This window comes from Sphingomonas beigongshangi, assembly GCF_016820445.1.
Classification (GTDB): domain Bacteria; phylum Pseudomonadota; class Alphaproteobacteria; order Sphingomonadales; family Sphingomonadaceae; genus Sphingomonas; species Sphingomonas beigongshangi.
The window spans coordinates 512,169-537,434 of sequence record NZ_JADHDT010000001.1 but is presented as its reverse complement, the minus strand read 5'-3'; the positions used below and the strand labels follow the sequence as shown (position 1 = coordinate 537,434).

General features: G+C 67.3%; 18 protein-coding genes. 13 read left to right on the top strand and 5 right to left on the bottom strand.

Annotated features, from left to right (window positions below):
* Window position 1: 1 nt before the first annotated feature.
* Window positions 2-2,974 (bottom strand): TonB-dependent receptor domain-containing protein, encoded by a 2,973-nt coding sequence (locus IQ292_RS02465; protein ID WP_238940720.1) that lies wholly within the window; start codon window positions 2,972-2,974, stop codon window positions 2-4.
* Between the two features lie 144 nt (window positions 2,975-3,118).
* On the opposite strand from IQ292_RS02465, the gene IQ292_RS02460 reads away from it, so the two are divergent.
* The 7 genes from IQ292_RS02460 (at window position 3,119) to IQ292_RS02430 (ending at window position 12,348) form a co-directional block, all read left to right on the top strand.
* Window positions 3,119-5,494: a beta-L-arabinofuranosidase domain-containing protein gene (locus IQ292_RS02460; protein ID WP_338057569.1), complete on the top strand. Its 2,376-nt coding sequence runs from the start codon at window positions 3,119-3,121 to the stop codon at window positions 5,492-5,494.
* Window positions 5,491-6,519, top strand: coding sequence for an Ldh family oxidoreductase (locus IQ292_RS02455; protein WP_203308708.1), 1,029 nt, complete (start codon window positions 5,491-5,493; stop codon window positions 6,517-6,519). The genes IQ292_RS02460 and IQ292_RS02455 overlap by 4 nt, the downstream gene beginning before the upstream one ends.
* A complete protein-coding gene (locus IQ292_RS02450) occupies window positions 6,516-8,249 on the top strand; it encodes a DUF885 domain-containing protein (protein WP_203308707.1) in 1,734 nt (577 codons plus the stop codon). The genes IQ292_RS02455 and IQ292_RS02450 overlap by 4 nt, the downstream gene beginning before the upstream one ends.
* Before the next feature lie 146 nt (window positions 8,250-8,395).
* Window positions 8,396-9,319, top strand: coding sequence for a dihydrodipicolinate synthase family protein (locus IQ292_RS02445; protein ID WP_203308706.1), 924 nt, complete (start codon window positions 8,396-8,398; stop codon window positions 9,317-9,319).
* Window positions 9,319-10,317 carry a 4-hydroxyproline epimerase gene (locus IQ292_RS02440; RefSeq protein ID WP_203308705.1) on the top strand — a complete coding sequence of 333 codons (999 nt, stop codon included), beginning with the start codon at window positions 9,319-9,321 and terminating at the stop codon, window positions 10,315-10,317. The genes IQ292_RS02445 and IQ292_RS02440 overlap by 1 nt, the downstream gene beginning before the upstream one ends.
* A 172-nt stretch (window positions 10,318-10,489) precedes the next feature.
* Window positions 10,490-11,890: an amino acid permease gene (locus tag IQ292_RS02435; RefSeq protein ID WP_203308704.1), complete on the top strand. Its 1,401-nt coding sequence runs from the start codon at window positions 10,490-10,492 to the stop codon at window positions 11,888-11,890.
* Window positions 11,891-11,934: 44 nt separating this feature from the next.
* On the top strand, window positions 11,935-12,348 hold the full coding sequence (locus IQ292_RS02430) for a hypothetical protein (RefSeq protein ID WP_203308703.1): 414 nt from the start codon (window positions 11,935-11,937) through the stop codon (window positions 12,346-12,348).
* A gap of 75 nt (window positions 12,349-12,423) precedes the next feature.
* Here IQ292_RS02430 and IQ292_RS02425 read toward each other — a convergent pair whose 3' ends face one another.
* Window positions 12,424-13,080 carry a L,D-transpeptidase family protein gene (locus IQ292_RS02425; RefSeq protein ID WP_238940719.1) on the bottom strand — a complete coding sequence of 219 codons (657 nt, stop codon included), beginning with the start codon at window positions 13,078-13,080 and terminating at the stop codon, window positions 12,424-12,426.
* A 142-nt stretch (window positions 13,081-13,222) separates the two neighbouring features.
* Here IQ292_RS02425 and IQ292_RS02420 point away from each other — a divergent pair, with 142 nt between their 5' ends.
* Window positions 13,223-13,936 carry a murein L,D-transpeptidase catalytic domain family protein gene (locus IQ292_RS02420; protein ID WP_203308702.1) on the top strand — a complete coding sequence of 238 codons (714 nt, stop codon included), beginning with the start codon at window positions 13,223-13,225 and terminating at the stop codon, window positions 13,934-13,936.
* Between the two features lie 7 nt (window positions 13,937-13,943).
* On the opposite strand, the gene IQ292_RS02415 is transcribed toward IQ292_RS02420, so the two are convergent.
* On the bottom strand, window positions 13,944-14,993 hold the full coding sequence (locus tag IQ292_RS02415; RefSeq protein ID WP_203308701.1) for a glycosyltransferase family 2 protein: 1,050 nt from the start codon (window positions 14,991-14,993) through the stop codon (window positions 13,944-13,946).
* Window positions 14,990-17,479 (bottom strand): DegT/DnrJ/EryC1/StrS family aminotransferase, encoded by a 2,490-nt coding sequence (locus tag IQ292_RS02410; protein ID WP_203308700.1) that lies wholly within the window; start codon window positions 17,477-17,479, stop codon window positions 14,990-14,992. The genes IQ292_RS02415 and IQ292_RS02410 overlap by 4 nt, the downstream gene beginning before the upstream one ends.
* A gap of 1,219 nt (window positions 17,480-18,698) precedes the next feature.
* Here IQ292_RS02410 and IQ292_RS02405 point away from each other — a divergent pair.
* The 5 genes from IQ292_RS02405 (at window position 18,699) to IQ292_RS02385 (ending at window position 24,800) form a co-directional block, all read left to right on the top strand.
* Window positions 18,699-19,430: a hypothetical protein gene (locus IQ292_RS02405; RefSeq protein ID WP_203308699.1), complete on the top strand. Its 732-nt coding sequence runs from the start codon at window positions 18,699-18,701 to the stop codon at window positions 19,428-19,430.
* Window positions 19,431-20,151: 721 nt separating this feature from the next.
* Window positions 20,152-20,622: a MarR family winged helix-turn-helix transcriptional regulator gene (locus IQ292_RS02400; RefSeq protein WP_203308698.1), complete on the top strand. Its 471-nt coding sequence runs from the start codon at window positions 20,152-20,154 to the stop codon at window positions 20,620-20,622.
* Window positions 20,619-22,037, top strand: coding sequence for an efflux transporter outer membrane subunit (locus IQ292_RS02395; protein WP_203308697.1), 1,419 nt, complete (start codon window positions 20,619-20,621; stop codon window positions 22,035-22,037). The genes IQ292_RS02400 and IQ292_RS02395 overlap by 4 nt, the downstream gene beginning before the upstream one ends.
* 68 nt (window positions 22,038-22,105) lie before the next feature.
* Entirely contained in the window at window positions 22,106-23,245 is a 1,140-nt protein-coding gene (locus tag IQ292_RS02390) for an HlyD/EmrA/EmrK family protein (protein ID WP_238940770.1), read from the top strand.
* A gap of 13 nt (window positions 23,246-23,258) precedes the next feature.
* Window positions 23,259-24,800, top strand: coding sequence for a DHA2 family efflux MFS transporter permease subunit (locus IQ292_RS02385; protein ID WP_203308695.1), 1,542 nt, complete (start codon window positions 23,259-23,261; stop codon window positions 24,798-24,800).
* A gap of 183 nt (window positions 24,801-24,983) precedes the next feature.
* Here the strand turns inward: IQ292_RS02385 and IQ292_RS02380 are convergent, their stop codons facing one another.
* Window positions 24,984-25,217, bottom strand: coding sequence for a hypothetical protein (locus IQ292_RS02380; RefSeq protein WP_203308694.1), 234 nt, complete (start codon window positions 25,215-25,217; stop codon window positions 24,984-24,986).
* Window positions 25,218-25,266: the final 49 nt, after the last annotated feature.

Below are 25,266 nucleotides of genomic sequence, written 5' to 3'. Positions count from 1 at the left end.
ATCAGAACTTCACGGTAGCCCCGGCGAAGAGGCGCCGGCCGATCACGTCGTAGACGCCGGGATAGGTGTTGCCGTTGCCGAACACCGTTAGCAGATTGGTGTCGATCGCCGGCGGGTTCCTGTCGAACAGGTTGGTGGCGCCAATGCGTAGCGACAGGTTCTCGCTGACGGTGAACGCCGCGGTCAGATCGAAATAATGATAGGGTTTGATCCGCGCATCGATCGGATCGGGGCTGCCATTCAGGAATTCGTTGCTCGACGTGCTCGAGAGCGCCGTCGGTCCGATATAGCGCCATGCCAGCGACAAGCTGGTGCTGCGATCGGGGCTCCATGTCAGGCGCGCGTTGTGACGCCATTCCGGCTGCGGCTGGCCGCAGCTGAAGCCGTACAGACCCGTGCAGTCGAACGTACCGCCGCCGGGCAGCGGCTGCTGCACCGTCTGGAACAGCCAGGTTCCGACCAGTTCGGCGTTGAGCTTGCCGAAGCGCCCCAGGCCGAGGTTGAGATTGGCGCCGAAATCGAGACCCGATGTAAGGAGATAGCCGGTGTTCAGCGTCGTCGACACGACATAGCCGTTCGTGCCGAAGATCGTGCCGGTGATCGGATCGCGGTGGAACAGGCTGCAATAATAGGGGCTACCGGTCTTGATGCACTGGTTGATGATCGTGTTGGTATCGATACTGCCGATGTAATCCTTCACCTTGATGCGATAATAGTCGACCGACAGCGAGAGCGTCCGGCCGCCATTGGGCGCCAGGACGATGCCGCCGGTCAGCGTATCGGCCGTTTCCGGCTTGACCGCGACGTTGCCGCCGAACTGGCCGCTGCACTGACCAGCCGGACAGTCGATGATCAGCTTGTTGTTGTATTGTGCCGCGGTGACGCCGGAAAGTTGGCATGCCGCGAGCGATGCCCGGGGGTCCGCCGTGCCCGCACAGGGATCGGCGGCGCTGACGTTGCCGACGCTCAGCGGTGCGAACAGCTCTGTGACGTTGGGCGCGCGCAAGGCATGATTGAGGCTGGCACGCAGGCGCAGCGGTTCGACAAGCTGCCAGTTGAGCTCGCCCTTGTACGTGAACGCATTGTAGGACGAGCCGCGACCCGTCGAGTCCTGATGGTTCTTGTAGGCCGAATAGCGGAAGCCGCCGTTGACGGTCAGCGCCCGGAACGCCGGCTTGTCCTGGATCAGCGGTAGCTCGATCTCGCCGAACGCTTCGTTGACGGAGATGATGCCGTCCGAATCCTGCGTGCCGTTCGCCTTCGCCTGGGCGTCGCCCTGGAAGAGCAGGGTCTCGCGGCGATGTTCGCCACCGATGACGATGCCCACGCCGTCGCGCGCCCAGGGACTGATGATGCCGAGCTTGCCGAGGTCGCCCGTCACCGATCCGTTGATGACGTTCAGCGCGGTGCGGGCCATGGTGCGCGTCGGCGCATAGAGATAGGCGGCTTGCTGCGCGGTCAGGCCGCCAGCCTGGAAGACATTGATCGGAATGCAGTTCGGGTCGGAACCGTTGAGCACCGACTGGCAGGTGACCCCGCCCTTGCCGTCGGAGACGGCGTAGAGCGCCTTGTTGGCCTTATCCACGTTGACGTCGTTGAGATATTGTTCGTCGAGGTCGGCCTTGGTCCGCAGAACGCTGACGTCGTAGCTGAATCCGCTGCCCAGGTCGCCGCGGACGCCGACCATGTAGCGATAATATTCGTGCTGCAGATTGTCGCGGCGCGGCAGCGTGCCGTTGCCGCCGAGGCGGTAGCCGATGAACGCATTCTGCGTCGCGCCGGTGCCGGCCGCGGTGCCGCACAGCATCTGCTGCTGGCTCGCGCTCATCAGCGGGTTGTTGCACGGGATGGTGAAGACGCTGCCCTGGAACAGGGCCGAGGGCGCGACCTGCGAGAAGGTGCGGTCCCGCATGTACATGAAGCTGCCGTAGACTTCGGCGGCATCCACGACCTTGGCGTGGAGGAACGCTCCGCCGGTGACGCGATCGTCGACGCGCTGGAAGTAGTTCAGCGGCGCATAGTTATAGGCATAGGTCGATCCGACATAGGGCACCCAGGTCTTGGTGCCGTCGATGTTGTTGGTCAGTCGCTGGGCTTGGTAAGGACCGCCGAGCGGCACGAAGGTGCCATAGGGCGTGTTGCTCGATCCGCCGCAGGCGAAGCTCGCGCCCGTCGTGTTGAGAGCGCAGGCGGAGACATCCCGCGTCGCCTGAAGGACGGGATCGGTATGGCGATAGCCGCCGTAGACGGTGATGTTCAGCCGGCCATCGAAGAAATCCTTGCCGAACGCGCCGTTGATATCCTGCTTCGCCGCATCGAACGTGTGGCGGGGCGGCGTCTGGTAGCCGCGGGTCGAGACGATCGAGCGGACGAAGTCGTTGTCGTTGGTGTGATCCGCGACGCTCGACTGCGCGTCGAGCCGGATGCCGTTCATCCTGTCGCGGAGGATGAAATTGACGACGCCCGACAAGGCGTCCGACCCGTAGACGGCGGAGGCGCCGCCGGTCGATACGTCGACGCGCTCGATCAGCGCGGACGGCACGAAGTTGATGTCCGTCGCCTGGGTGGGCAGCATGCGCTGGCCGTTGATCAGCGTCAGCACGCGGTTCGACCCGAGGTTGCGCAGGTTGATCTGCGCCGTGCCGCTCGCGCCGTTGGAGATATTCTCGTTATCGTCGGCGGTGAACTGCGGCAGCCGGTTGAGCGCGGTCTCGATGTTCGTCGTGCCCTGGAGCGCCAGTTCCTGCGACGACACCGTGGTCAGGGGGCTGTTGCTGAGCAGTTCGGGACGGCGGATGCGCGTGCCGGTGACGATGATCTCGTCGGGCGCCTTCTCCGTCTGCTGCACGTCGGCCGCATCGGTGGTGTCGGGCGGTGGAGCGGCGGTCTGTGCCGACGCCGCGTGGGTGGTCATCAGCCCCGTTGCCAGCGCAATCAATGCCGCCGATCGCCGCAGATAAATGCCGTATGTCATGTCTCTTCTGCCCCTTCGAGAAATTTTGTTGCTTTTCTCCCATTGGAGCATATCAAGTACATTATACGGTATCTGGTCAATAGGTTTGTGGTTGACGGCGCGACCAGAGCCTTCACAGTATACGAAATTCCTGGGGGAAGGATGATGGCGACACGTCGGTCGGTGCTGGGGGGGATCGCGGGATCGATCGCGGTGGCGCCTGGCCACGCGACAGGAGCGGCCGGCCTTTCGTCCGCCGCGTCCGGGGTGGCACGGCCGCTGCCGCTCGCGGCGGTTCGCCTGCGTCCCTCCGACTATGACACCGCGATATCGGTCAACCGCGCCTATCTGCTCCGGCTGCAGCCCGATCGCCTGTTGCACAATTTCCGACTCTATGCCGGCCTTACGCCGAAGGGCGCGATCTATGGCGGGTGGGAGAGCGATACGATCGCGGGCCATACGCTGGGCCACTATCTCTCCGCGCTCGTGCTGATGCGGCAGCAAACGGGCGACGCGGAGATGCGGCGCCGGGCCGATTACATCGTCGGCGAACTCGCGCTGTGCCAGGCGAAGCGGGGGACGGGCTACGTCGGCGGCCTCGGCCGCAAGCGCAAGGACGGCACCATCGTCGACGGCGAGGAGATCTTCCCGGAACTGATGAAGGGGGACATCCGCTCGGGCGGCTTCGACCTGAACGGCTCCTGGTCGCCGCTCTATACGGTGCACAAGCTGTTCGCCGGTCTGCTCGACGTCCATGGCGGCTGGGGCAATGCCCAGGCGCTGCACGTCGCCGAGGGGCTGGCGGGGTATTTCGCGCGTGTCTTCGAAGCGCTGTCGCCGGATCAGGTGCAGACGGTGCTGGGCTGCGAATATGGCGGCCTCAACGAAAGCTATGCGGAGCTCTACGCCCGCACGCGCGAGCCCCGCTGGCTGCGGATGGCGAACACGCTGTACGACACGCGCGTGCTCGACCCGCTGGCACAGGGCGAGGACAGGCTCGCGAATCTGCATGCCAACACGCAGGTCCCCAAGTTGATCGGCCTCGCGCGGATTCACGAGGTGTCGGGTGGCGCGCCGGACAAGGCGCGCGCCGCGCGCGTCTTCTGGGAAGCCGTGACGCGGCACCACAGCTACGTGATCGGCGGCAACGCCGACCGCGAGTATTTCAGCGAACCGGATTCGATCGCGCAGCACGTCACCGAGCAGACGTGCGAGCATTGCAACAGCTACAATATGCTCAAGCTGACGCGCCACCTCTGGTCGTGGCAACCCGACGGCGCGCTGTTCGACTATTACGAGCGCGCGCACCTCAACCATGTGATGAGCGCGCAGGACCCGGCGACGGGCGGCTTCACCTACATGACCCCGCTGATGAGCGCGGCGCCGCGCGACTATTCGACGACGGCGGACGATGCGTTCTGGTGCTGCGTCGGCACGGGGATGGAGGCGCATGCCAAGCACGGCGACAGCATCTTCGCGGAAGGGGATGACGGCACCTTTTACGTCAATCTCTATATCCCGGCCGACGCGCACTGGTCGGCGCGCGTGGCGACGGTCGGCCTTGCCACGCGATATCCCTTTGAGGGGATGGCGACGCTCAGCTTCGCGAAGCTTCGCCGCGGTCGGTTCCCGGTCGCGCTGCGTGTGCCCGGCTGGGCGGCGGGCAGGGCGGTCGTGACCGTCAACGGGGCGGCGGCGACGCCGGTGATGGCGCGCGGCTATGCCGTGGTGACGCGCAACTGGCAGGCGGGCGACCGGATCGCGATCACGCTGCCGCTCGACCTAAGGCTGGAAGCGACTCCGGGCGACGACAGCATGGTGGCGGTGGTCCGGGGCCCGATGGTGCTTGCCGCCGATCTGGGGCCGGTGACGTCCGAATGGACCAAGCCGGATCCCGCGCTCGTAGGGACGGACCTGCTCGGCGGCTTCAGCGCCACGGATGCCGCGGCCGGGTCCTGTGCCACCTACGGCGTCATGCGGCCGGGCGATCTGCCGTTTGTTCCCTTCTATCGCCAGTATCGCCGTCGCAGCGCGGTCTATTTTAAGCGGTTCTCCGACAGTGCCTGGGCGAAGGAAGAGGCCGCGTACATCGCGGATCAGGCGCGACTGAAGGACATCGCCGCACGCTCCGTCGATGTGATGCATCTGGGCGAGATGCAGCCGGAGCGCGACCACAAGCTGACCAGCGAAATCTCTTATCCCGTCACCTATCGCGGGCGGCAAGGACGCGACGCGCGGTCCGGCGGCTTCATCGGCTTTGAAATGGCGACGCGGTCCGGGCCGCTGATCCTGCAGGCGACCTATTGGGGCGGCGAGCGCGCGCGCGACTTCGATATCCTGGTCGATAACGTCAAGGTCGCCACGCAGCATCTCGACAATGACGCGCCAGGCAAGTTCTTCGACGTCGACTATCCGCTGCCTGAGGCGCTGACGCGCGGCAAGGCGAAGATCGCCGTCCGCATCGTGCCGCACGACCGCAGCAGCGCGGGGCCGATCTTCGGCATGCGCCTCTACACCGCGAAGCCCGGCACAGTGGCATGAGCGAGGCGACCGGAAAGGACGACGTCCATCTCGACCTCGATACGTTGCGGGTCCTGGCGCAGGACAGGTTGCGCGCGGTCGGGCTCGCGCCCGATCATGCGGTGGCGGTCGCGGAGACGATGGTGGCGGGCGAGCGCGACGGCTGCGCCAGCCACGGCATCTACCGCCTGCTCGTGGCGGCGAACAGCGTCGCCCGTGGCGTCGTCGTGCCCGACGCGGTGCCCGTGGTGACCGAGCCCGCCCGCGCCGTGGCCCGGGTCGACGGCGGTGGCGGATTCGCGCAGCTTGCCTTTGCGCGCGGGCTGCCCCTGCTGATCGAAAAGGCGCGCGCCAACGGCATTGCGGCGCTGGCGCTCAACAATGTCGTCCACTTCGCCGCGCTATGGCCGGAGGTCGAGGCGCTCGCTGAGCAGGGCCTCGTTGCGCTCGCCTTCACGCCGAGTCACGCCTGGGTCGCGCCTGAGGGGGGTACGAAGCCGGTGTTTGGCACCAATCCCGTGGCATTCGGCTGGCCGCGGCCCGGCGGCATGCCCTTCGTGTTCGATTTCGCGACGAGCGTCGTGGCGCGCGGCGAGATCGAGTTGCACCGGCGCGCGGGGCGCCCGGTTCCCGACGACTGGGGCTATGACGCGCAGGGCCGTCCGACGACGGATGCCGAACAGGTGCTGGCGGGCGCGATGCGGACGTTCGGCGGGCACAAGGGCTCTGCGCTGGCGGCGATGGTCGAACTGATCGCGGGACCGCTGATCGGCGACCTGACGAGCGCCGAATCGCTTGCCGCCGATGCGGCACGCGGCGGGTCGCCGATCGGCGGCGAACTGATCGTCGCGATCGACCCGGCCGGTTTCCTCGGCGACGCGGTCGCCACGCACCTTGCACGGGCGGAGGCCATGTTCGCGGCGATCGAGGCGCAGGGCGCGCGCCTGCCCGGCAGCCGCCGCCATGCCGCGCGGCGGCACAGTCTGGCGCATGGCGTCACGCTATCGCGGGCGCTCTATGACGATATCCTGAGGATCGCGGCATGAGCCTGTTGCTTGCCGCTTTGATGCTTGCGACGCCCGCCGGGGCATCGGCCGCGGACGCACGTTTGAAGGCGCTCTACACCGACGAATATGCCTGGCGTAAGCATATGCTGGCGGCGGGCGACGCCAATCCGGGCGGCAATGCGCGGCGCCTGCCCGACGTCGGGCCGGCCGCGCAGGCGCAAAAGCTGGCGCGCTGGACGCGCACCGCCGCCGCGCTGGCCGCCATCAGGCCGGCGACCCTGTCCGACGCGGGACGTGCCGACTATCTGGTCTACAAGGGGCAGATCGATGCCCTGCTCGCCGAGCAGCGTTTCCGCGACTATGAAAAGCCGCTCAATGCGGACACCAGCTTCTGGGGCGACGTTGCCGACGCATCGCGCGGCGATTTCGTGCGCGAGCAGGACTATCGCGATTACGTCGCGATGCTGCGGGAGATACCCCGCTATTTCGATCAGCAGATCGTCAACATGCGGGCGGGCCTCGCCCGTGGGTTCACCGCGCCGCAGGTGACGCTGAAGGGGCGCGATATCGGCGTCGCCCAAGTGGCCGAGGCACGCACCGCCGAAGACTCGCTGTTCTATGCGCCTTTCGTCAGGATGCCCGCGACGATCCCTGCCGCCACCCAAAGCGCGCTGCGCGCGCAAGCTGCGGCGGCGATCCGCGAGGCGGTGGTGCCGGCGCATGCGCGCCTGCTCGCCTTCCTGCGCGCGGAATACATCCCGGGCGCGCGGCGCACCATCGCCGCCTACGATCTCCCGGACGGCAAGGCCTATTATCAGTCCAAGGTCGCGGAATACACGACGCAGGGGCAGACACCGGACGCGATCCACCGGATCGGCCTTGCCGAAGTCGCCAAGCTGCGCGGACGGATGCAGGACGTCATGAACCGCGTCGGCTTCAAGGGCGATCTTCCCGCGTTCCTCGCCTTTCTCCGCACCGATCCGCGTTTCTATGCCAAGACGCCGCAGGATCTGCTCGACCGCGCGGCATGGATCGCCAAGACGTTCGACGGCAAGGCGAGCCAGTATTTCGGGCATCTGCCGCGCGCGCGCTTCGCGATCCGGCCGGTGCCGGCGGATCTCGCGCCCTTCTACACCAGCGGCCGCGGCGGGCCGGGGGTCTATCTCGTCAATACCTACAATCTGCCGGCCCGCCCGCTCTATTCGCTGGCCGCGCTGACGCTGCACGAGAGCGCGCCGGGCCATGCCTTCCAGATGCCGCTCGCCGCGGAGAACACCGACCTGCCGGCATTCCGTCGCGACGGCTATCTGTCGGTCTATGGCGAGGGCTGGGCGCTCTATTGCGAGGCGCTGGGCGAGGAGATGGGGATGTACGACACGCCCTACGATCTGTTCGGCATGCTGAGCTATCAGGCATGGCGTGCGGCCCGGCTGGTCGTCGATACCGGTATCCATGCGAAGGGCTGGACGCGCGAGCAGGCGCAGCGATACCTTCACGACAATACGGCGCTTGCCGACCACGAGATCGAGACCGAGGTGGATCGATATATCGCGTGGCCGGGACAGGCGTTGAGCTATTACACCGGTGAACTCGCGATCCAGCGGGATCGTGCGCGGGCGCAGGCGGCGCTTGGGCCGAAGTTCGACCTGCGCGCCTTTCACGATGCGATCCTGGCGCTCGGTTCGGTTCCCGTGTCCGTGATCGATGCGCGGACCGATCGGCTCATCCGCGACGGCGGCCGGGGGCCGTACCCGGAGGAAGAGAAGTAGGCATTTCACCAATCGGCGCCAAAGTGTCGGCTGCCGCCGGCTGCATACGGGCAAGTGTCGGCGCAACGTTTTAAAACATGCCCAGACCCTTGAACCCTGTCATCGAAGACGGTATACGATTCTCAAATGTTTCCGAAAGGTTGGGTATGACAGTGGCTTGGAAGGGGGTTTTCCCCGCGGTGACGACGCAGGTTCGCGCGGACATGACTATCGATCTTGCCGACACGCAGCGCGTCGTCGACGATCTGGTCCGCGACGGCGTCACCGGTGTTATCGCGCTCGGTACGGTGGGTGAGAACAATTCGCTCGATTACGACGAGAAGGTCACCGTGCTGTCCGCGATCGTCGAGGTGGTCGCAGGCCGGGTGCCGGTCATCACGGGCGTGTCCGAATATGACACCAGACGCGCCGTCCGCTATGCGCAGGCGGCCGAAAAGGCCGGGGCCGACGGCCTGATGCTGCTGCCGCCGATGGTCTATGTGCCGAAGCCCCATGAACTAGTGAACCATTTCAAGGGTGTGGCCGAGCAAACCGGCCTGCCGATCATGCTCTACAACAATCCGCCGGCCTATCGGACCGTGATCGATCGCGAGGTCCTCGCGGCGCTGGTCGACGTCCGGAATATCGTCGCGGTGAAGGAGAGTGCGCCGGACACGCGCCGTTTCACCGACTTCCGCAATGACTTCGGCGATCGTTATGTCCTGTTCGCGGGTTTGGACGACGTCGCGCTCGAGGGCCTGTACCTGGGGGCGCAGGGTTGGGTGTCGGGCCTCACCAACGCCTTTCCGAAGGAATCGGTCGAACTCGTCCGTGCGTTCGAACGCGGCGATCATGGCAAGGCGATGGAAATCTATCGCTGGTTCATGCCGCTGCTCCATCTCGACGCGGAGCACGACCTCGTCCAGTCGATCAAGCTCGCCGAGCAGGTGATGGGCCGCGGCTCTGAACGCGTGCTGCCGCCGCGCTACGTGCTGGAAGGCGCGCGGCGGGCCGAGGTGATCGCGATGGTCGAGAAGGCGGCGGCGACGCGGCCGACGCTCGACTCGGCGGCCGAGCGCATTGCGGCCTGATGCGCCACACCTTCTTCTGCATCGACGGCCATACCGCGGGTAATCCCGTCCGCCTCGTCGCGGGCGGCGCGCCGCTGCTGAAGGGCGGATCGATGTCGGAACGGCGGCAGGATTTCCTGTCCCGCTTCGACTGGATCCGGACGGGGCTTTGCTTCGAGCCGCGCGGCCATGACATGATGTCGGGCGGCTTCCTCTATCCGCCGACCATGGCGGATGCCGATATCGGCATCCTGTTCATCGAGACCAGCGGCTGCCTCCCGATGTGCGGGCACGGCACGATCGGCATGGTGACCTTCGGATTGGAGCACGGCCTCATCCAGCCGGCGACGCCGGGACGGCTCAAGGTAGAGGTGCCGGCGGGCGTTATCGACATCGCCTATGAGGCGGCGGGCGGCAAGGTGACCGCGGTCCGCATCACCAACGTCCCCGCCTATGTCGCGGCGAAGGGCGTCGCCGTCGACGTCGAGGGCATCGGCCCGCTGCTCGTCGACGTCGCCTATGGCGGCAATTATTATGCGATCGTCGAGCCGCAGGGTCGATATACCGGCCTCGACGCGATGGGCGCCGCACGCCTGATCGATGTGTCGGGGCGGATCCGCGAGGCGGTGCGCGCCAAGGTCGAGCCGGTGCATCCGCTCGATCCCACGATCCGTGGCGTCAGCCATGTCCTGTGGGCGGACACGCCGCGATCGCATGATGCGGACGGCCGCAACGCCGTTTTCTATGGCGACAAGGCGATCGATCGCAGCCCCTGCGGCACCGGCACGTCGGCGCGTCTGGCGCATCTTGCCGACCGCGGCGCGCTGAAGGTCGGCGACCGCTTCGTCCACGAAAGCTACATCGGCAGCCGGTTCGTCGGGCGGGTCGAGGCGACGACGACGTTGGGCGGCACGCCAGCCATCGTGCCTTCGATCGAGGGATCGGCGATCGCGACGGGGTTCAATACGATCTGGATCGACCGCGCGGATCCCTTCTGGGAGGGCTTTCAGGTGAAGTGACCCGTGATTCCTCCCCGCTTTGCGGCGAGGGGGGCCGCCCGGCGCAGCCGGGTGGTGGAGGGGCAGCCAAGCCGCGTGCGCGGTCGGGGCTGCCCCTCCACCATCGCCTCCGGCGACGGTCACCCTCCCCTGCGAAGCGGGGTAGGATTGATGACAAGAGGGGGGAGCGCGCATGTTCGGACCGAAGAAGAGCCTATCCGCCGTCACGCAGCATGAAGCGGGCAGGGCGCTCGCCAAGACGCTGTCCTGGCCACACCTCATCGCGCTCGGCGTCGGCGCGATCGTCGGCACCGGCATCTATACGCTGACCGGCGTCGGGGCGGAGCGGGCGGGTCCTGCGGTGATCCTCGCCTTCGCCATCGCGGGCGCGGTCTGTGCCTGTGCCGCCCTCGCCTATGCCGAACTCGCAACGATGATCCCCGCGGCGGGCAGCGCCTACACCTTCAGTTATGCCGCGCTCGGCGAAGGCATCGCCTGGATCGTCGGGTGGAGCCTCATTCTGGAATATTCGCTTGCCTGCTCGACCGTCGCTGTCGGCTGGTCGGGCTATCTCGTCGGCTGGATTCAATCGGCGGGTGTCCACCTGCCGCACGCGTTGCTGAACGGCCCGCACGGCGGTGGCATCCTGAACCTGCCGGCCGTGCTCGTCGCGCTCGCCGTGATGGGCATGTTGGTCGGGGGTACGCGGGAGAGCGCAACGCTCAACATCGTTCTGGTCATCGTCAAGCTGGTGGCTCTGGGGGTGTTCATCGTCTTCGCGCTGCCGGCCTTCAACGGCGACAACCTCCATCCGTTCATGCCCTATGGTTTCGCATCGGTGGAAAGCGGCGGCGAGAAGCGGGGAGTCATGGCCGCCGCCGCGATCGTGTTCTTCGCCTTCTACGGCTTCGATGCGGTCGCCACGTCGGCGGAAGAGGCAAAGCGGCCGGGACGCGACCTGACGATCGGCATCGTCGGGTCGATGCTGGTGTGCACCATCATCTACATGGCGGTCGCGATCGCCGCTGTCGGGGCGCTGCCCTTCCGGCAACTGGCCAATTCGCCCGAGCCGCTCGCGCTGGTGCTGCGCAGCCTCGGACAGCCGCTTGCCGGACATCTGATCGCCCTTGCCGCGATCGTTGCGTTGCCGTCCGTCATTCTCGTGATGATGTACGGGCAGAGCCGGATCTTCTTCGTCATGGCGCGCGACGGCCTGTTGCCGCGAACGCTGGCTGTCGTATCGCCCCGCACCGGCGCGCCGACGCGAATCACGATCCTGACCGGGGTGTCGATCGCGATCGTCGCGGGACTGTTCCGCCTCGACGAGATCGCGGAGCTCGCCAATGCCGGGACGCTCCTCGCCTTCATAGCGGTCGGCGCCTGCCTGATGGTGCTGCGTCGGACCGCGCCGGACCAGCCGCGACTGTTCCGGTGTCCGGCGCCCTATCTCGTCGGCACGCTGGCAATCCTGGGTTGCCTGTACCTGCTCACCAGCCTGCCGTCGGCGACGCTCGTGCGGTTCGTCGTCTGGAACGTCATCGGGCTCGTGCTGTATCTCGCCTATGGGCGGCGGCGGAGCCTCGTCGCCGCCTGACACGTTGGGTTCAGCTGGATCGGCCTAGAGGTGAGCTTATGGTCTTGTTGTTCGCACTTTCGCTTGCCGCCGGCGCGGCGATCGACCGCACCCCGGCGCAGGCCCGCGACGTCGTGGCGCGCTATTATGCCGCGCTCGATCGTGGCGCCTATCGCACGGCTTACGCTTTATGGGATCGTGGCGGGCAGGCGAGCGGCCAGCGCTATGCCGATTTCGTCCGGGGGTTCGCCCGCACCGCCCGCACCCGCGTGGTTGCCGGCGTGCCGCAGGGTCGTGAGGGCGCGGCGGGTTCGTCGTACATCACCGTCCCGGTCCGGGTTTACGCCACGCTGAAGAACGGCGCGGGCCAGCGCTTTGTCGGCACCTACACGCTGCGCCGTGTCAACGACGTGCCGGGCGCGACGGCGTCGCAGCGCAGCTGGCACCTCGTGTCCGCGAAGCTCCACCAGATCGGTTGAAGCGCCCCGATACGCAAAGTCGGGTCCGTATCGGGGGTGAGGGCCCGCATAGCGTTAGCGCAAGCGCATCAGACGCTAACGCCGCTCCAGCTCCGCGATCTGGCTGGTGTTTGCGTCGGCCGTTTCGGTCGTCGTCGCATCGGCATCATACGATGGCGGCGGAAGCAGGCCGTCGTCTAGGCTCATATCGGTCACCGATACGCGCGTCCCGACGCTCGTCGCCGCAAAAAGTCGCTTGGCGAAGTCCATCGGCACCCTAATGCAGCCATGCGATGCGGGGAAGCCGGGGTTGTTGCCGGCATGGATGGCTACGCCATCCCACGTCAGCCGCTGCATGAACGGCATCGGCGCGGCGTCGTAGAGACTAGATTTGTGCTTCTCCGACTTCTGCAGGATCGTGAACTCTCCGACCGGGGTTTCCTTACCGTCTTTGCCGGTCGACACGGTCGAGGCTGCGATCAGGGTACCGCCCCGATAGACATAGGCCTTCTGGTCGGGAATCGATACGACGATCGTGACGGGTTCGGTCGACGCCGAGTCGGACCAGACATAGCGATTGGGTGATAGGGACGCGGCTTCGGCGGCAACTCCGCCGTCATTCGCGGCAACGGCTTGAGCGGGAGCGAAGGCAAGAAAAACGGCGCCCGCAACTGCAAGCATGTTCTTCATAACAGGTCCCTTTCGTCTCACCCCCTCCGTATTTTGAACGCACGTTTTGCACTTTCGTGCCATGTCAAGTCTTCGATCAACCGGTTATCGACCGCGTCGAGTCGTGCAACCGAAGCGCCAAGCCGCTCAATGTGCAGCAGAAAATTAAGTCCAAAAACGCTATATGGGGTCCACGCGGGGATTGAGACCGGGGCTTATTTTTTCGATGATTGATGAGCATGACGACGCGCTGCGCAGCCGGCGCGCCCTTCTGAAAAATGGACTGGTGCTGGGCGCTACGCTCGCTGTGCCGGGTGCGGTTTCCGCTGCGACCCGTCGCCTGACGCAGCAGGACCTTCGCGCCGTAGCGACACCGCCTTTGCCGGCGGCCGCGCCGCGCGTCGCGGCTCAGCCGATAACGTCACCCCGCGTGGTTCGCCCCGAACTATTGCGCCGGGCAATGGCCGCGCTCGACCGTCATGGCCGGCAGCTCGCCAACCGCGACCGTATGGCGATCGCCGACATGGCGGCGCCTTCGTCGCAGCCGCGCTTCCACATCGTTGATCTCGTCGGTGGGCGCAGCCAGTCGTTCCTCGTCGCGCATGGCAGCGGTTCGGACCCTTCGCACACCGGGTTCCTCAAGCGTTTCTCGAACGATCCGGGTTCCAATGCGAGCAGCGAGGGTGCCTTCCTGACCGCCGATTATTATGTCGGCAAGCATGGGCGTTCGCAGCGGCTGATCGGCCTCGATGCGACGAACAACAATGCGTTGGCGCGCGCCATCGTCGTTCACTCCGCCTGGTATGCCAATCCGGACATGATCCGCAGCCACGGCATGCTCGGGCGCAGCCAGGGTTGCTTTGCGGTCGGCGAGGACGATCTGTCGCGCGTGTTCGCAGCGCTCGGGCCGGGGCGAATGATCTACTCGGACAAGATCTAACGACGGGTCAGCCGACGCGACGTAGGCGCCGCGCCGCACCGACCGCGCCGGAAACGAGCAGGTTCTCGATCCCTGCATAGCCAAGGCCGAGGTGCGGCGGCCTCGCGGCGATCACGTCTCCGAGACCGACCGCGCCCGAGCGGAGCGCAGTGCGCCCGATCCGCGCCCAGCGCCGCGCCGTTTCCCAGCGGATGAGCTTTCGGCTTTCGCGGTCCGGCTGGTGTCGCGCGATAAACGCCCCCTGCAGTCGGGAAATGCCCTTGCCCAGCGTCCGCAGCGTCGCCACGTCGGCGACGGGCGCGCCGCCCATGTTATGCAGCACGAGCAATGCGGCAAGGATGTGCGCATCCTCTCCCAGGATATCGTCATGCGCCTCCGCCATCGCGCGCGTCGCGCTCTTCCGCATCGTGTCGACGAACCGCTTCGAAACGCCTCCGGCATGCTGGCGGTACAGCAGCAGCGGTTCGTCGAGTCGCGCGAGGCGGCCGTGGGGGGAGAGGCGGTGATATAGGTCGAAATCTTCGGCGTAGACGAGCTCGGGACGCGTGAAAGGATCGAGTTTTCGCGCGATGTCGGCGCGGATCATCACCGAGGACCAGACCAGCGGATTCTCGATCCAGGTGAGCCAGCCGATCAGGTCGGGCGTGCTGTGCGCCGGATAGGGCAGCGGCGACACCTTGCCGTCGCGCAGCTGTTCGGCCTGGGTACCGAGCAGCACGACGTCGCGATGGCGCTCGAGATAGGCGACCTGGCGCATCAGCCGCTCCGGCCGGCACAGATCGTCCTGGTCGAGCCCCGCGATATAGCGGCCGCGTGCCTCCGCGACGCCGGCGTTGCGCGCCACCACCGGACCGCCGTTCTGCGCGCGTTCGACCAGCCGGACGCGCGGATCCGGCCAGCCGCGCACCATGGCGCGCGTATTGTCGGACGACCCGTCGTCGACGACGATCGCCTCCCAGTCGGTCAGCGTCTGCGCCTCGATCGAGCGCAACGTCTCCCCCAGGAAATGCTCGCCGTTGTAGCTGGGGATGACGAAGGAAACGAGGGGCGCGGTCATGCCGCGGCCTGGACCGTCGCCGCATCGCGGCCGAGGACCTGGTCGACGATCATCTGACCGACGTCGTTCTGCCACAGCCACAATCCGTTCGCCTGGCCGCGGAAGCTCTTCTCGCCCCCCAGGTTGCCCCAGGGCACGAAGCCCGCCGAAAGGCCGATGCCGAACGCGCCGGGCACGGGCCGGTCGGCGGCGTCGAGGATGCGGCAATGGCGGTCGACCATCGGGCGTCCGGCGCTATGCGCCAGCGCGATCGGCGCGCCCGTAACATCGAACAGCGGCAGCGAGCGCGGACGATAGCCGAGCGCGCCGACGACCAGATCCGCGTCCGCGAGCAGCGCGCGCGCCGCGCTGTCCCCCTCGCCGGCGATGCGGTGGATCGCCACGCGGGGCTCCGGCGCGCGACCGCCAAGCGCCAGCATGCGCAGCACCAGCTCGCGCGATTCGAGCCGCAGGCCGGCGAGGCGGAGCACGAAGCCGCTGACCGGACAGATGTCGTCCGCATCGAAATCCGTGAAGCCGTCCGCCGCCGCCGCCTCGACGGTCGGATAGAAGGGCTTGGGATGATCGCGCACCAGCAGGGTGATGCCGCCCGCGCCGAACGGCAGGTCGGGACGCTTCAGCAGCAGGACCGCGGCGGCGAGCGCGCTCGTCGAGGCGCCGACGATCGCCACCTTCGGCGCCCGGATGCCCGCGAGGCGCGCCGCCGCCTGCTCGACGCCGCCGAGGCGCAGCAACGCATCCGATCGCATCAGCCGCTCACCCGCCACGTCGCCCAGCCGCACGCCGGCGACGATCTTTTCCGCGACATGCGCGTCGGTCTGGTAGCCGCCGGTCGCCACGACGATATGCCGCGACGTCACGGTATGCGGCCCGGCCGCCGTCGACAGCGACGTGCACCACGCGCCGTCCTGCGTCTGCTGGGCGTGCAGCGCCTCCGCGCCGGTCAACACCGTCCCGCCATGACCCGCGACGATGTCGCGCAGCCGATCCGCGGTGACGCCGAGCAGCGGCGCCGTCTCGACCAGCGGGGCGCCGAGCTGCCCGCAATAGCTCGCCATGCGCTGGCCCGCGGGATGATCGGCGAGGGCGGCGAGTTCGGGATGGGGATTGTCCCTGACCGCGGACAGGAAGGTCTCCGCGGTCGTGTCGGACCGGATCGCATAGTCGCCGAGCGCGCCGGGGCCGATCCGCGCGCCGCGTTCGACGAGCGTCAGGCCCTCCGCCGCGAGCGGAACCAGCTTGCCCTGCTTGCTGGCAGCGGTGAGCATCGCGGTACCGGCAGGGCCGCCGCCGATGACGACGCAGCCGCGGATCGTCCTGTCCCTGTCGCCTCCGGACGAAAGCGTCGCGGTGGCCGCGATCCGGTCCACCGCGGTGCGCAGCCGATGTGCGACGATCGTGGCGTCCGCCGGCGTCATCGCATCGGTGATCGGCAGGCTGAGTATCCGCGCCGCGACATCGTCGGCGATCGGCGTCGGCTCGACCATCGCGGTCGCCCGGAACAGCGGCTGCTCGCCGAGGTGCGGGCTGAAATATCGGCCGACGCCGACCCCCTGCGCCTCGAGCGCCGCGGCGATCGCGTCGCGTTGCGGCGCCAGCGCGGGCGGCAGCAGCAGCGGCATGAACTGCGTCGCCTGTCGCGATCCGAGAGCGTGCTGGAATCCGAAATCGGGCAGCGCCGCGCGATAGGCGGCGTCGATCGCGGCGCGCGCGTCGCAGATCGCGTCGATCTCTGCCAGCTTGGCGCGCGCCATCAGCGCCAGCACCTCGGGCATCTTGGCGTTGATGCCGGGCAGGGTGGCGCTTCGGCCCGTTTCGAAGCCGAAATTGACCATGCTGCGCAGCTGCCCGATCAGCGCGGGATCGCCGCTGTAGATCATGCCGCCTTCGCCGACGGAGAAGGTCTTGGTCGCGTGCATGGAATAGACGAGCGTGAACGGCGCACCCGTGCCGAACCCGTGCCCCGCCGCGTCGCGCGTGCCGAGCGACGCGGCCGCGTCGATTACCACGCCGACCTCATACCGTCGGGCGAGCCAGGCGTAGCGATCCAGATCGATCGCATTGCCGAAGGTCGCATAGGGCACGATGACGCCGATCCGCCTGCCGTAGCGGGCGAGCGCGCGCTCCTCCGTCGCGGGGTCGATGCTCCATCCGTCCGGTTCGATGTCGACGATGAGCGGCGTGAGGCCCGCCCAGATGGCGGCCTGCGCCGTGGCGGCGAAGGTCATCGCGGGCATCAGCGCGAGCGTGCCCGGCGCGGGATGCAGCCCCGCGGCCTGCCGCATCGCGACCATCAGCCCGAGCGTCGCGTTGCCGACCGCGAGCGCCGCACCGGTGCCGCCGAACAACGCGTCGACCACCTCGGCTTCGAAGGCGCGCACTTCCGGCCCGTTGTTGCTGAACACGCCGGACGCCTCGATGCGGCGCAGATCGTCGACCAGGGCCGACAGGCGCGGCGGACGCGGGGCGATCAGCGGATAGTCCATGGCGCGGGAATCCTTTGGCACGGTACCGCGCTTATCGCCGCCCTCCCTAAAAACCGGTTAGCAGTGCCGATCCGGACCGGCTCGCGGTCGTCGGGGCCGGTACGGCGGCGCCGAGATCGGCACGCCGGGCCACCGCCCAGCCGGGGAATCGCCAGGCCGGCCTCTCGCCCGGCAGGCGATCCAATCGTGCCTGTAGGCGCTTGCAATCATGGCGGCGCGTGCTCGCAAACAGCCCGATGTCGTGCTCACGCTTTTCTGCCACTGGCGGGCGGCATCGTGCTCGAATGATCTGCCAGTGTGCTCGCCATCATTCGGCGCCGCTTGCAAACGGGACGTCGTGCTCGCGCCCCCTGCCCATGGGTACTCCAAACCCGTCGCCGGCAGACGGTTTGGCGAAGCGGGTTTCCGGAACAGTTCCGACAAGCGGCGGGCCGCGGAAATGCGTTGCGGTCGTGGCCGTCGCGAGCTCGTCAGACAGGAAGGGTTTGGCGAACAGCGGGCGGCGCAAGGAACGGGCGCAAACATACGCTTACGACCGAACCAGCCGTACCGCGCTGGCCGCAATCGTCCCGATTGGGAATGAAACGGGAATAGCGCTACTCGATTGAGCCGGCAGCGTTGACGATCGCAACCCCACCAACCAGGGTAGGGCCATGCCTAGACCGCCTGACGCCAAAGCATCGCGTCGCAGCCTAATTCTGCGTACTATCTACGCGCTGTGCTTGCTGGGTGCGACCTACAACCATTGGTATGCGATATATCACCACGGGTTGCATTGGGATTACGGTGGATTTCCGAAGGGGAGTGCCACCTTCTGGACGGCGCTGGCCTTTTTCGATCCTGCCGCTGTAATCCTCTTATTCGCGCGTCCTAACGTCGGAGTCGGGCTGACGATTGGTATCATTGTAACGGATGTGATCCATAACGTCTGGATTCAGGCGCACTAATTTCCACCGCTTCTACAATCTTTAGCTGACTCCCCAATGGTGATCGAGCAGATCACCTTCATGGTTTTTGTGCTGGTCAGTAGCCCCTTCGCATGGACAATGGAGCGACAGACAGCGGCGTAGGTCTTTCCCGATTAGAAACGGCCACCGAGACGGCCGGGGCATTCCCATTGGGATGGTTGATCGGGAAAGGCCGGGTTCGTGAAACAACGCCGTACAGGTTCCAAGAACGTCCGGAACCCCCGTGACTGCCAAGGCGCTTTACCTGAACGATGCACTCGCTTAACATTGCCAAACTTCATAACTACGGGGCCAGCGTGGAAAAGCGACCTCTTCTGAAACGTCTTCTATGGATGGGCGGCCGATGGGGAACTTATCTGCTACCTATCGTGTTGGCTATTGGCTTTATCGAGCTACGAGTGCCAGCAGCGTTGGCGTTTCCGTATAATCAGAAAATTGGCAACACGATTATATACGCCGAGGAGCCGATCAGGCCTAGTATCGGCCCCATTCTCGATCGGGCAGATAAGTTGTTGGGTAGGAGCACGATTGATATCCCTAATGTTAGTCGTCAAGTCGTTCTGACCAGTGGCGGTTGGCGTTGGCAGCTACTCGCATTGAATATGAGGGGCGTCGTGGCGCTCAGGCGACCATTCTCGAACGTGCTGATATTTAATCGCAGCGATATTGCGGCCGACAGGGTAACAAATGGGGCAGCGCTCGGCGGCACCCGTACACTTTCAGGTACTATAGCACACGAAACAACGCACATGCTGGTCGCGCGCCATTTTGGAGAATGGCGCGCACTGCTTCTGCCGTCATGGAAGCAGGAAGGCTATGCGGATTATATAGCTCAAGAAACCAGCGTCGATCCGCGCGACGAAGGCCGCATCCGTGCAATAGACGCCCATGCTGGAGTCTTGGTATACTATGAGGGAAGACGGCGGGTCGCTGCTGAGTTGACCAGGAACGGCGGTTCGGTCGACGCTTTAATGGCACCGTAGAACGCATAATGGTTCGTCGCGAAAGAAGCCCTTCGCAGCGTGATTAATGTCGGCTTCGGGCAAGCGATCGATCCACCGTTCCCGAAAACGAACGGCCAGCGAGACGGCTGACGGCAGCGGCCCGCTGGATGGCAAAGATGGTGTCGTTTTCCCGAATATGTTCCCGATTGCTGATTCCCGAAATGGCCGGTTGGAGACGGAGAAACGGGACAGTGCCGCTCGTGCGAGGAACTCGCCTTTGGCATCTGCCCGGAATAGATAATGTGAGCGGGCATCTCCGAGTGCGAGCGGCGCCGGATGATGGCGAGCACGCTGGCAGCTCATTCGCGCACGATGCCGCCCGCCAGTGCCGGAAAGTCCGAGTAGGAAAGTGCTCCGATGGCGAGCACACGCCGCTATGGTCGCGAGCAGCTACACCTGCACGGCTGCCCAAATTGCGCGATCTTAGAACGGTGTGCAACGCCCCCGCCGGCATCGCGGACCCCGCCTTCGACTTTACGGCGCGCTACCCGAGAGGGCGGGTGACCGGTCAGATACGAGTCGCGGATCGTCCGCACGGGGACCGGACCCTGGGCAGCCCGTAGAGCCATGAACTGAGGGCCGCAGGCTGAGGTTGAGCCGGGCGCTGGATCCGCCAGCGATGGCGGCGCGCGCGCGATGGGCAGCCCATATGACACGAATGTCATTAGACTGCTCCGGCAATAGTTGCCATGGCAACTATATGGCCTTCTACAGCGACTCGACCTTCACGCCCGACACGTCGATCGGCTATCTGGCGCGACGCGTGCACCAGCTCGGCACGCTCGCGCTCGAGCCGATCTTCGCCGCGGCGGGGATGACCGCGACGCAATGGTCGGCGCTCGCCTCCATCTATGTGCAGCGTGCCAACACCTGCGCCGCGATCGCGCGCGACATGGCGTACGACAAGGGCGCGACGACGCGGCTGGTGGACACGCTGGAGGAACGCGGCTGGATCACCCGTCACCGTGCGGGCGACGATCGCCGGGTGGTCCATCTGGCGCTGACGCCGGCGGGCGAGGCGGCGGCGATGGCGGTGCGCGATGCCGTGGTGGAGCAGTGGAACGGCTGGCTTCGCGATTGGAACGACAAGGATATCATGGACCTGATCCGTCTTCTGCAACGGGTGCGCGACACGCTCGCGCGCGCCGCCGACGAAAGCGCCTCGGCATGACGCGCGTGCGCTCCGCCCCGCTCGTCGCCACCCTCGTCGCCACGCTGCTGGCGGGCTGCGCCGTGCCGCACAGCCCGCCCGCCGTGGCGCCGATCGCACCCGCATCGCTGGGGCTGGACGCGGCCGCCGCGCCGGCCATCGCCGACGACTGGTGGAAGAGCTTCGGCGACCCGCAGCTCGACCGCATCGTCGCGGATGCGACGGCCGGCAATCCGACGCTGGATGCCGCGCTCGCCCGCGTTCGCCAGGCGGAGGCGGTGCTCGCCAGCCGTCGCGCCGACGATGGTCCCAATGCGACGCTCGACGGCTCCATCCAGCCGCAGCGCCTGTCGGGCCGCTACATCATCCCGCCGCCCTATGGCGGCACGGTCCGGACGATCGGCCAGGTCCAGGGCAATCTGTCCTGGAACCTCGACCTGTTCGGCCGGCAGCGCGCCGCGATCGAGGGCGCCCGGGCGTCCGCCCGTGCCGCCGCGCTCGATGTCGCCGCCGCCCGGCTCGCGATCGCCGGGTCGGTGGTCCAGACCTATGTCGATCTTGCCCGCGCGGAAGCGCAGGCGCGGCTGGCCCGCGACACGGTCGCGACGCGCGAACGCACCGTGCAGCTCGTCCAGGTCCGCATCCGCAACCGGCTCGCCAGCAACCTGCAGGCCGAAGCGGCGGGAACGCTGCTGGCGCAGGCGCGCGAGGCGGCGGTGCAGGCGGATGGTGCGCGCGCGGTCGCGGCGAATGCGCTCGCCGCGCTGGCGGGGCGCGGGCACGATTATGCGCTCGCCATCCAGCCCGCCCGGCTGAACCTGGACAGCGCGCTGCCGTTGCCCAAGACGCTGCCCGCCGACCTGCTCGCCCGCCGGCCGGACATCGCCGCCGCGCAGGCGCGCATCACCGCGGCCGCGGCGGGACGACAGGTGGCGCGGCGCGCCTTCTATCCCAACATCAATCTCGCCGCCTTTGCGGGATTGCAGGCGATCGGCCTCGGCAATCTGATCAACCTGGACGCGGCCGCGGTCGGCGCCGGCCCTGCCGTGCACCTGCCGCTGTTCGACAACGGCCGGTTGAAGGCGGACCTGGCCGGCGCGACCGCGGCGCTCGATCTCGCCACCGCCGATTACAACGAGCGCGTCGTCGGCGCGGTGCGCGACACCGCGGACGCGCTGGCGCTCGTCGACAACATCGCGCAGCAGCGCGCGCGCGCGGCGGAGGTCGTGCGCGGCCTGTCCGAAACCAACCGCCTGAACGCGGTCCGCGTCTCGAGCGGCCTCGACAGCAAGCTCGACCTCGTCGACAACGACATCCGCCTGCTCGACGCGCGGCTCGCCACCACCAACCTCGCCGCGGATGCGGCCCGCCAGCGCGTCGCGCTGGTGCTGGCGCTCGGCGGCGGCTTCACGCCTTCGCAGGACAATGCCCGATGACCGACGCACGCTCTTCCTATGACGATTCCGCCGCCGCTCCGGGCGCGGAAGTGCAGGCCCCCGAGACGATGGCCGTCAAGGAACCCGGCCGTCCGCGCGCCCGGCGGCTGGGCTTCGCCATCCTGGCGATCGTCGTCGTCGTCGCGCTCATAGTCTGGGCGGTGATGCATTTCCTGCTCGCCAAGCCGCAGGAGGAGACCGACGACGCCTATGTCGCGGGTGACGTGGTCGCGGTGACGGCGCGCGACGCGGGGCAGGTGATCGGCATCCATGCCGACAATACGCAGACGGTGAAGGCCGGCCAGCCGCTGCTCGACCTCGATCCCGCGATGGCGGACGTCAACCTCGCCAGCGCCGCGGCGGAACTCGCCCGCGCGGTCCGCGCGACCCGGGCCGATTTCTCGAAGGTCTCCGAAAGCGGCGCCTCGGTGGTCCAGGCGCGCGCGCAACTGTCCGCCGCGCAATCCGACTATGCGCGCCGCCAGGGCGCGGCGGCGCAGGGCGCGGTGTCGGGCGAGGAACTGGCGCATGCGGCCGATGCGGTGAAGGTGGCCCGCGCCAACCTCAACCTCGCGCTCAGCCAGCAGGCGCAGTCGCGGTCCGCGGTGCAGGGCACCGACGTCGACACCAATCCGGCGGTGCTCGCCGCGATCGCCGCCTATCGCCGCGCCGCGATCACGCGCAGCCACATGCACATCGTCGCGCCGATCGACGGCGTCGTCGCGCAGCGCACGGTGCAGATCGGCCAGCAGGTGGCGGCGGGTACGCCGCTGATGGCGGTGGTGCCGCTCAGCCGCGTCTGGATCGACGCCAATTTCCGCGAGACGCAGCTCAAGGACCTGCGCATCGGCCAGCCCGCGACGGTGACCGCCGACATGTACGGCGACGGCATCGTCTATCACGGCAAGGTGATCGGCCTGGGCGCCGGTTCGGGCAATGCCTTCGCGCTGCTGCCGCCGCAGAACGCCAGCGGCAACTGGATCAAGATCGTCCAGCGCGTGCCGGTGCGCATCGCGCTCGACCCGCGGGAATTGCAGCGCAACCCGCTGCGCGTCGGCCTGTCGGTGAATGCGACGGTGGACACCGCCAGCCTGACCGGTGCGCGGCTGGGCCAGGCGGCGAGCGCGGCCTATAGCGGCACCCCGACCGACGCGCGCGATCCGGCGGTCGAGGCGCGCATCCGCCAGATCATCGCGGCGAACCGGTAAGCGGCGCGTCGCGATGAGCGCTCCTCAATCCACCCTGCCGCCGCTGGAGGGCGGGGGTCGCGCCCTGCTCGCCTTCGCGCTGGCGCTCGGCACGTTCATGACGGTGCTGGACAGCACGATCGCCAACGTGTCGCTGCCGACGATCGCCGGCAACCTCGGCGTGTCGAGCGACAATTCGACCTGGATCATCACCGCCTTCGCGGTGGCGAACGGCGTCGCGGTGCCGCTGACCGGCTGGCTGATGGGCCGGTTCGGCGTGGTGCGCACCTTCTGCGTCGCGGTGGCGGCGTTCACGCTCGCCTCGTTCCTGTGCGGCATCGCCTGGAACCTGCAGTCGCTGATCGTCTTCCGCATCCTGCAGGGTGCCTGCTCCGGGCCGATGATGCCGGGCAGCCAGGCGCTGCTGATCGCGATCTTCCCGCCCGAACGGCGATCGACCGCGCTGGGCGTCTGGTCGATGACGACGCTGGTCGGACCCGTGATGGGGCCGATCCTGGGCGGCTGGATCAGCGACAATTACCACTGGAGCTGGATCTTCCTGATCAACGTGCCGGTCGGCATCTTCTGCGCGCTGACCTGCTGGAACGGCCTCAAGACGCGCGAGACGCCGACCCGCAAGCTGCCGATCGACACGATCGGCATGGGCCTGCTGGTGGTGTGGGTCGGGGCGCTGCAGGTCGTGCTCGACCTGGGCAAGAACGCGGACTGGTTCAACGACACGACGATCTGCGTGATGACGGTCGTCGCGGCGGTCGGCTTCGTCGCCTGGCTGATCTGGGAGCTGACCGACGCCAATCCGGCGGTCGACCTGTCGCTGTTCGCCAACCGCAACTTCGCGATCGGCACCGCCGTGTTCTGCATGGGCTATGCGATCTTCTTCGCCAACACACTGATCCTGCCGCTGTGGCTGCAGACGCAGATCGGCTATACCGCGACCTGGGCGGGACTGACCGCCGCGCCGAGCGGACTCGTCGCGGTGGTGATGTCGCCGCTCGCCGCGCGCCTGTCGGGCAAGATCGACGCGCGCATCCTGGGGTCCTTCTCCTTCCTCGCCTTCGCCCTGTCCTACTGGATGCGCTCGCATTTCGTGACCGATGCGTCGGTGGTCGACTTCATGCTGCCGATGCTGGTGCAGGGGGTCGGCATGAGCATCTTCTTCCTGTCGATGATCACCATCCTGCTCGACGGCATCCCGCCGCACCGCATCCCGTCGGCCACCGGCATCTCCAACTTCGCGCGCATCGTGGCGGGATCCTTCTCCGCGTCGATCATCACCACCGCCTGGGATCGGCGCGAGACGCTGCACCAGACGCGGCTGGCGGATGCGGTGGGGCAGGGGACGGCGTATCGGATGGCGAGCGACACGCTGCAGCATCTCGGCGCCTCGTCGACGCAGGCGGCGGCGGCGATCACGCGGCAGATGGTGGGGCAGGCCTATCTGCTCGCCTCGACCGACCTGTTCCGCCTGTCCGCCTATCTGTGCCTGGCGGGGACGCTGGTGGTGTGGTTCACGCGGCGCCCGGCGGCGGTGAGCGGCCCGATCGCGGCGGACTGAGGCGCGGGCGGCGGACCCCGGCACGGGTCAAGGGAGCGGGGGCCCGCCTGCGTCCCGGCTAGCGGGGTGCCGATGAACCTCGCCGGAACGAGATTCCGGGCATGGCGCTGCGCCGTCCGCCATCCCCGCCCGCCCCGATCGGCGCCGTAGCGGCAGGGTGGGGGCGGACGGCGGCGGACAATATCAGTCGCGCGCGACGACGGGAGCGATCGGGTTGGGCCGCAGCTTGTCGTTGGCGGCCACAGTCTGCGCCTTGGTCTTGCAGAAATAGACCGGCGCGTGGCTGACGATCTTGCCGGCGGGGGCGTGGACCTGATGCTTGGTGCAGCCGGCGGCGACCTTCGGGTCGGACGGTTGGCCGGCGACGGCGGGCGCGGCGAGCGCGATCAGGGCGAGCGTGGCGAACGTACGGATCATGCGGAAACCTCCTCCAAGTGCATGTGGCGCAGGATCTAGGCGTCCGCCG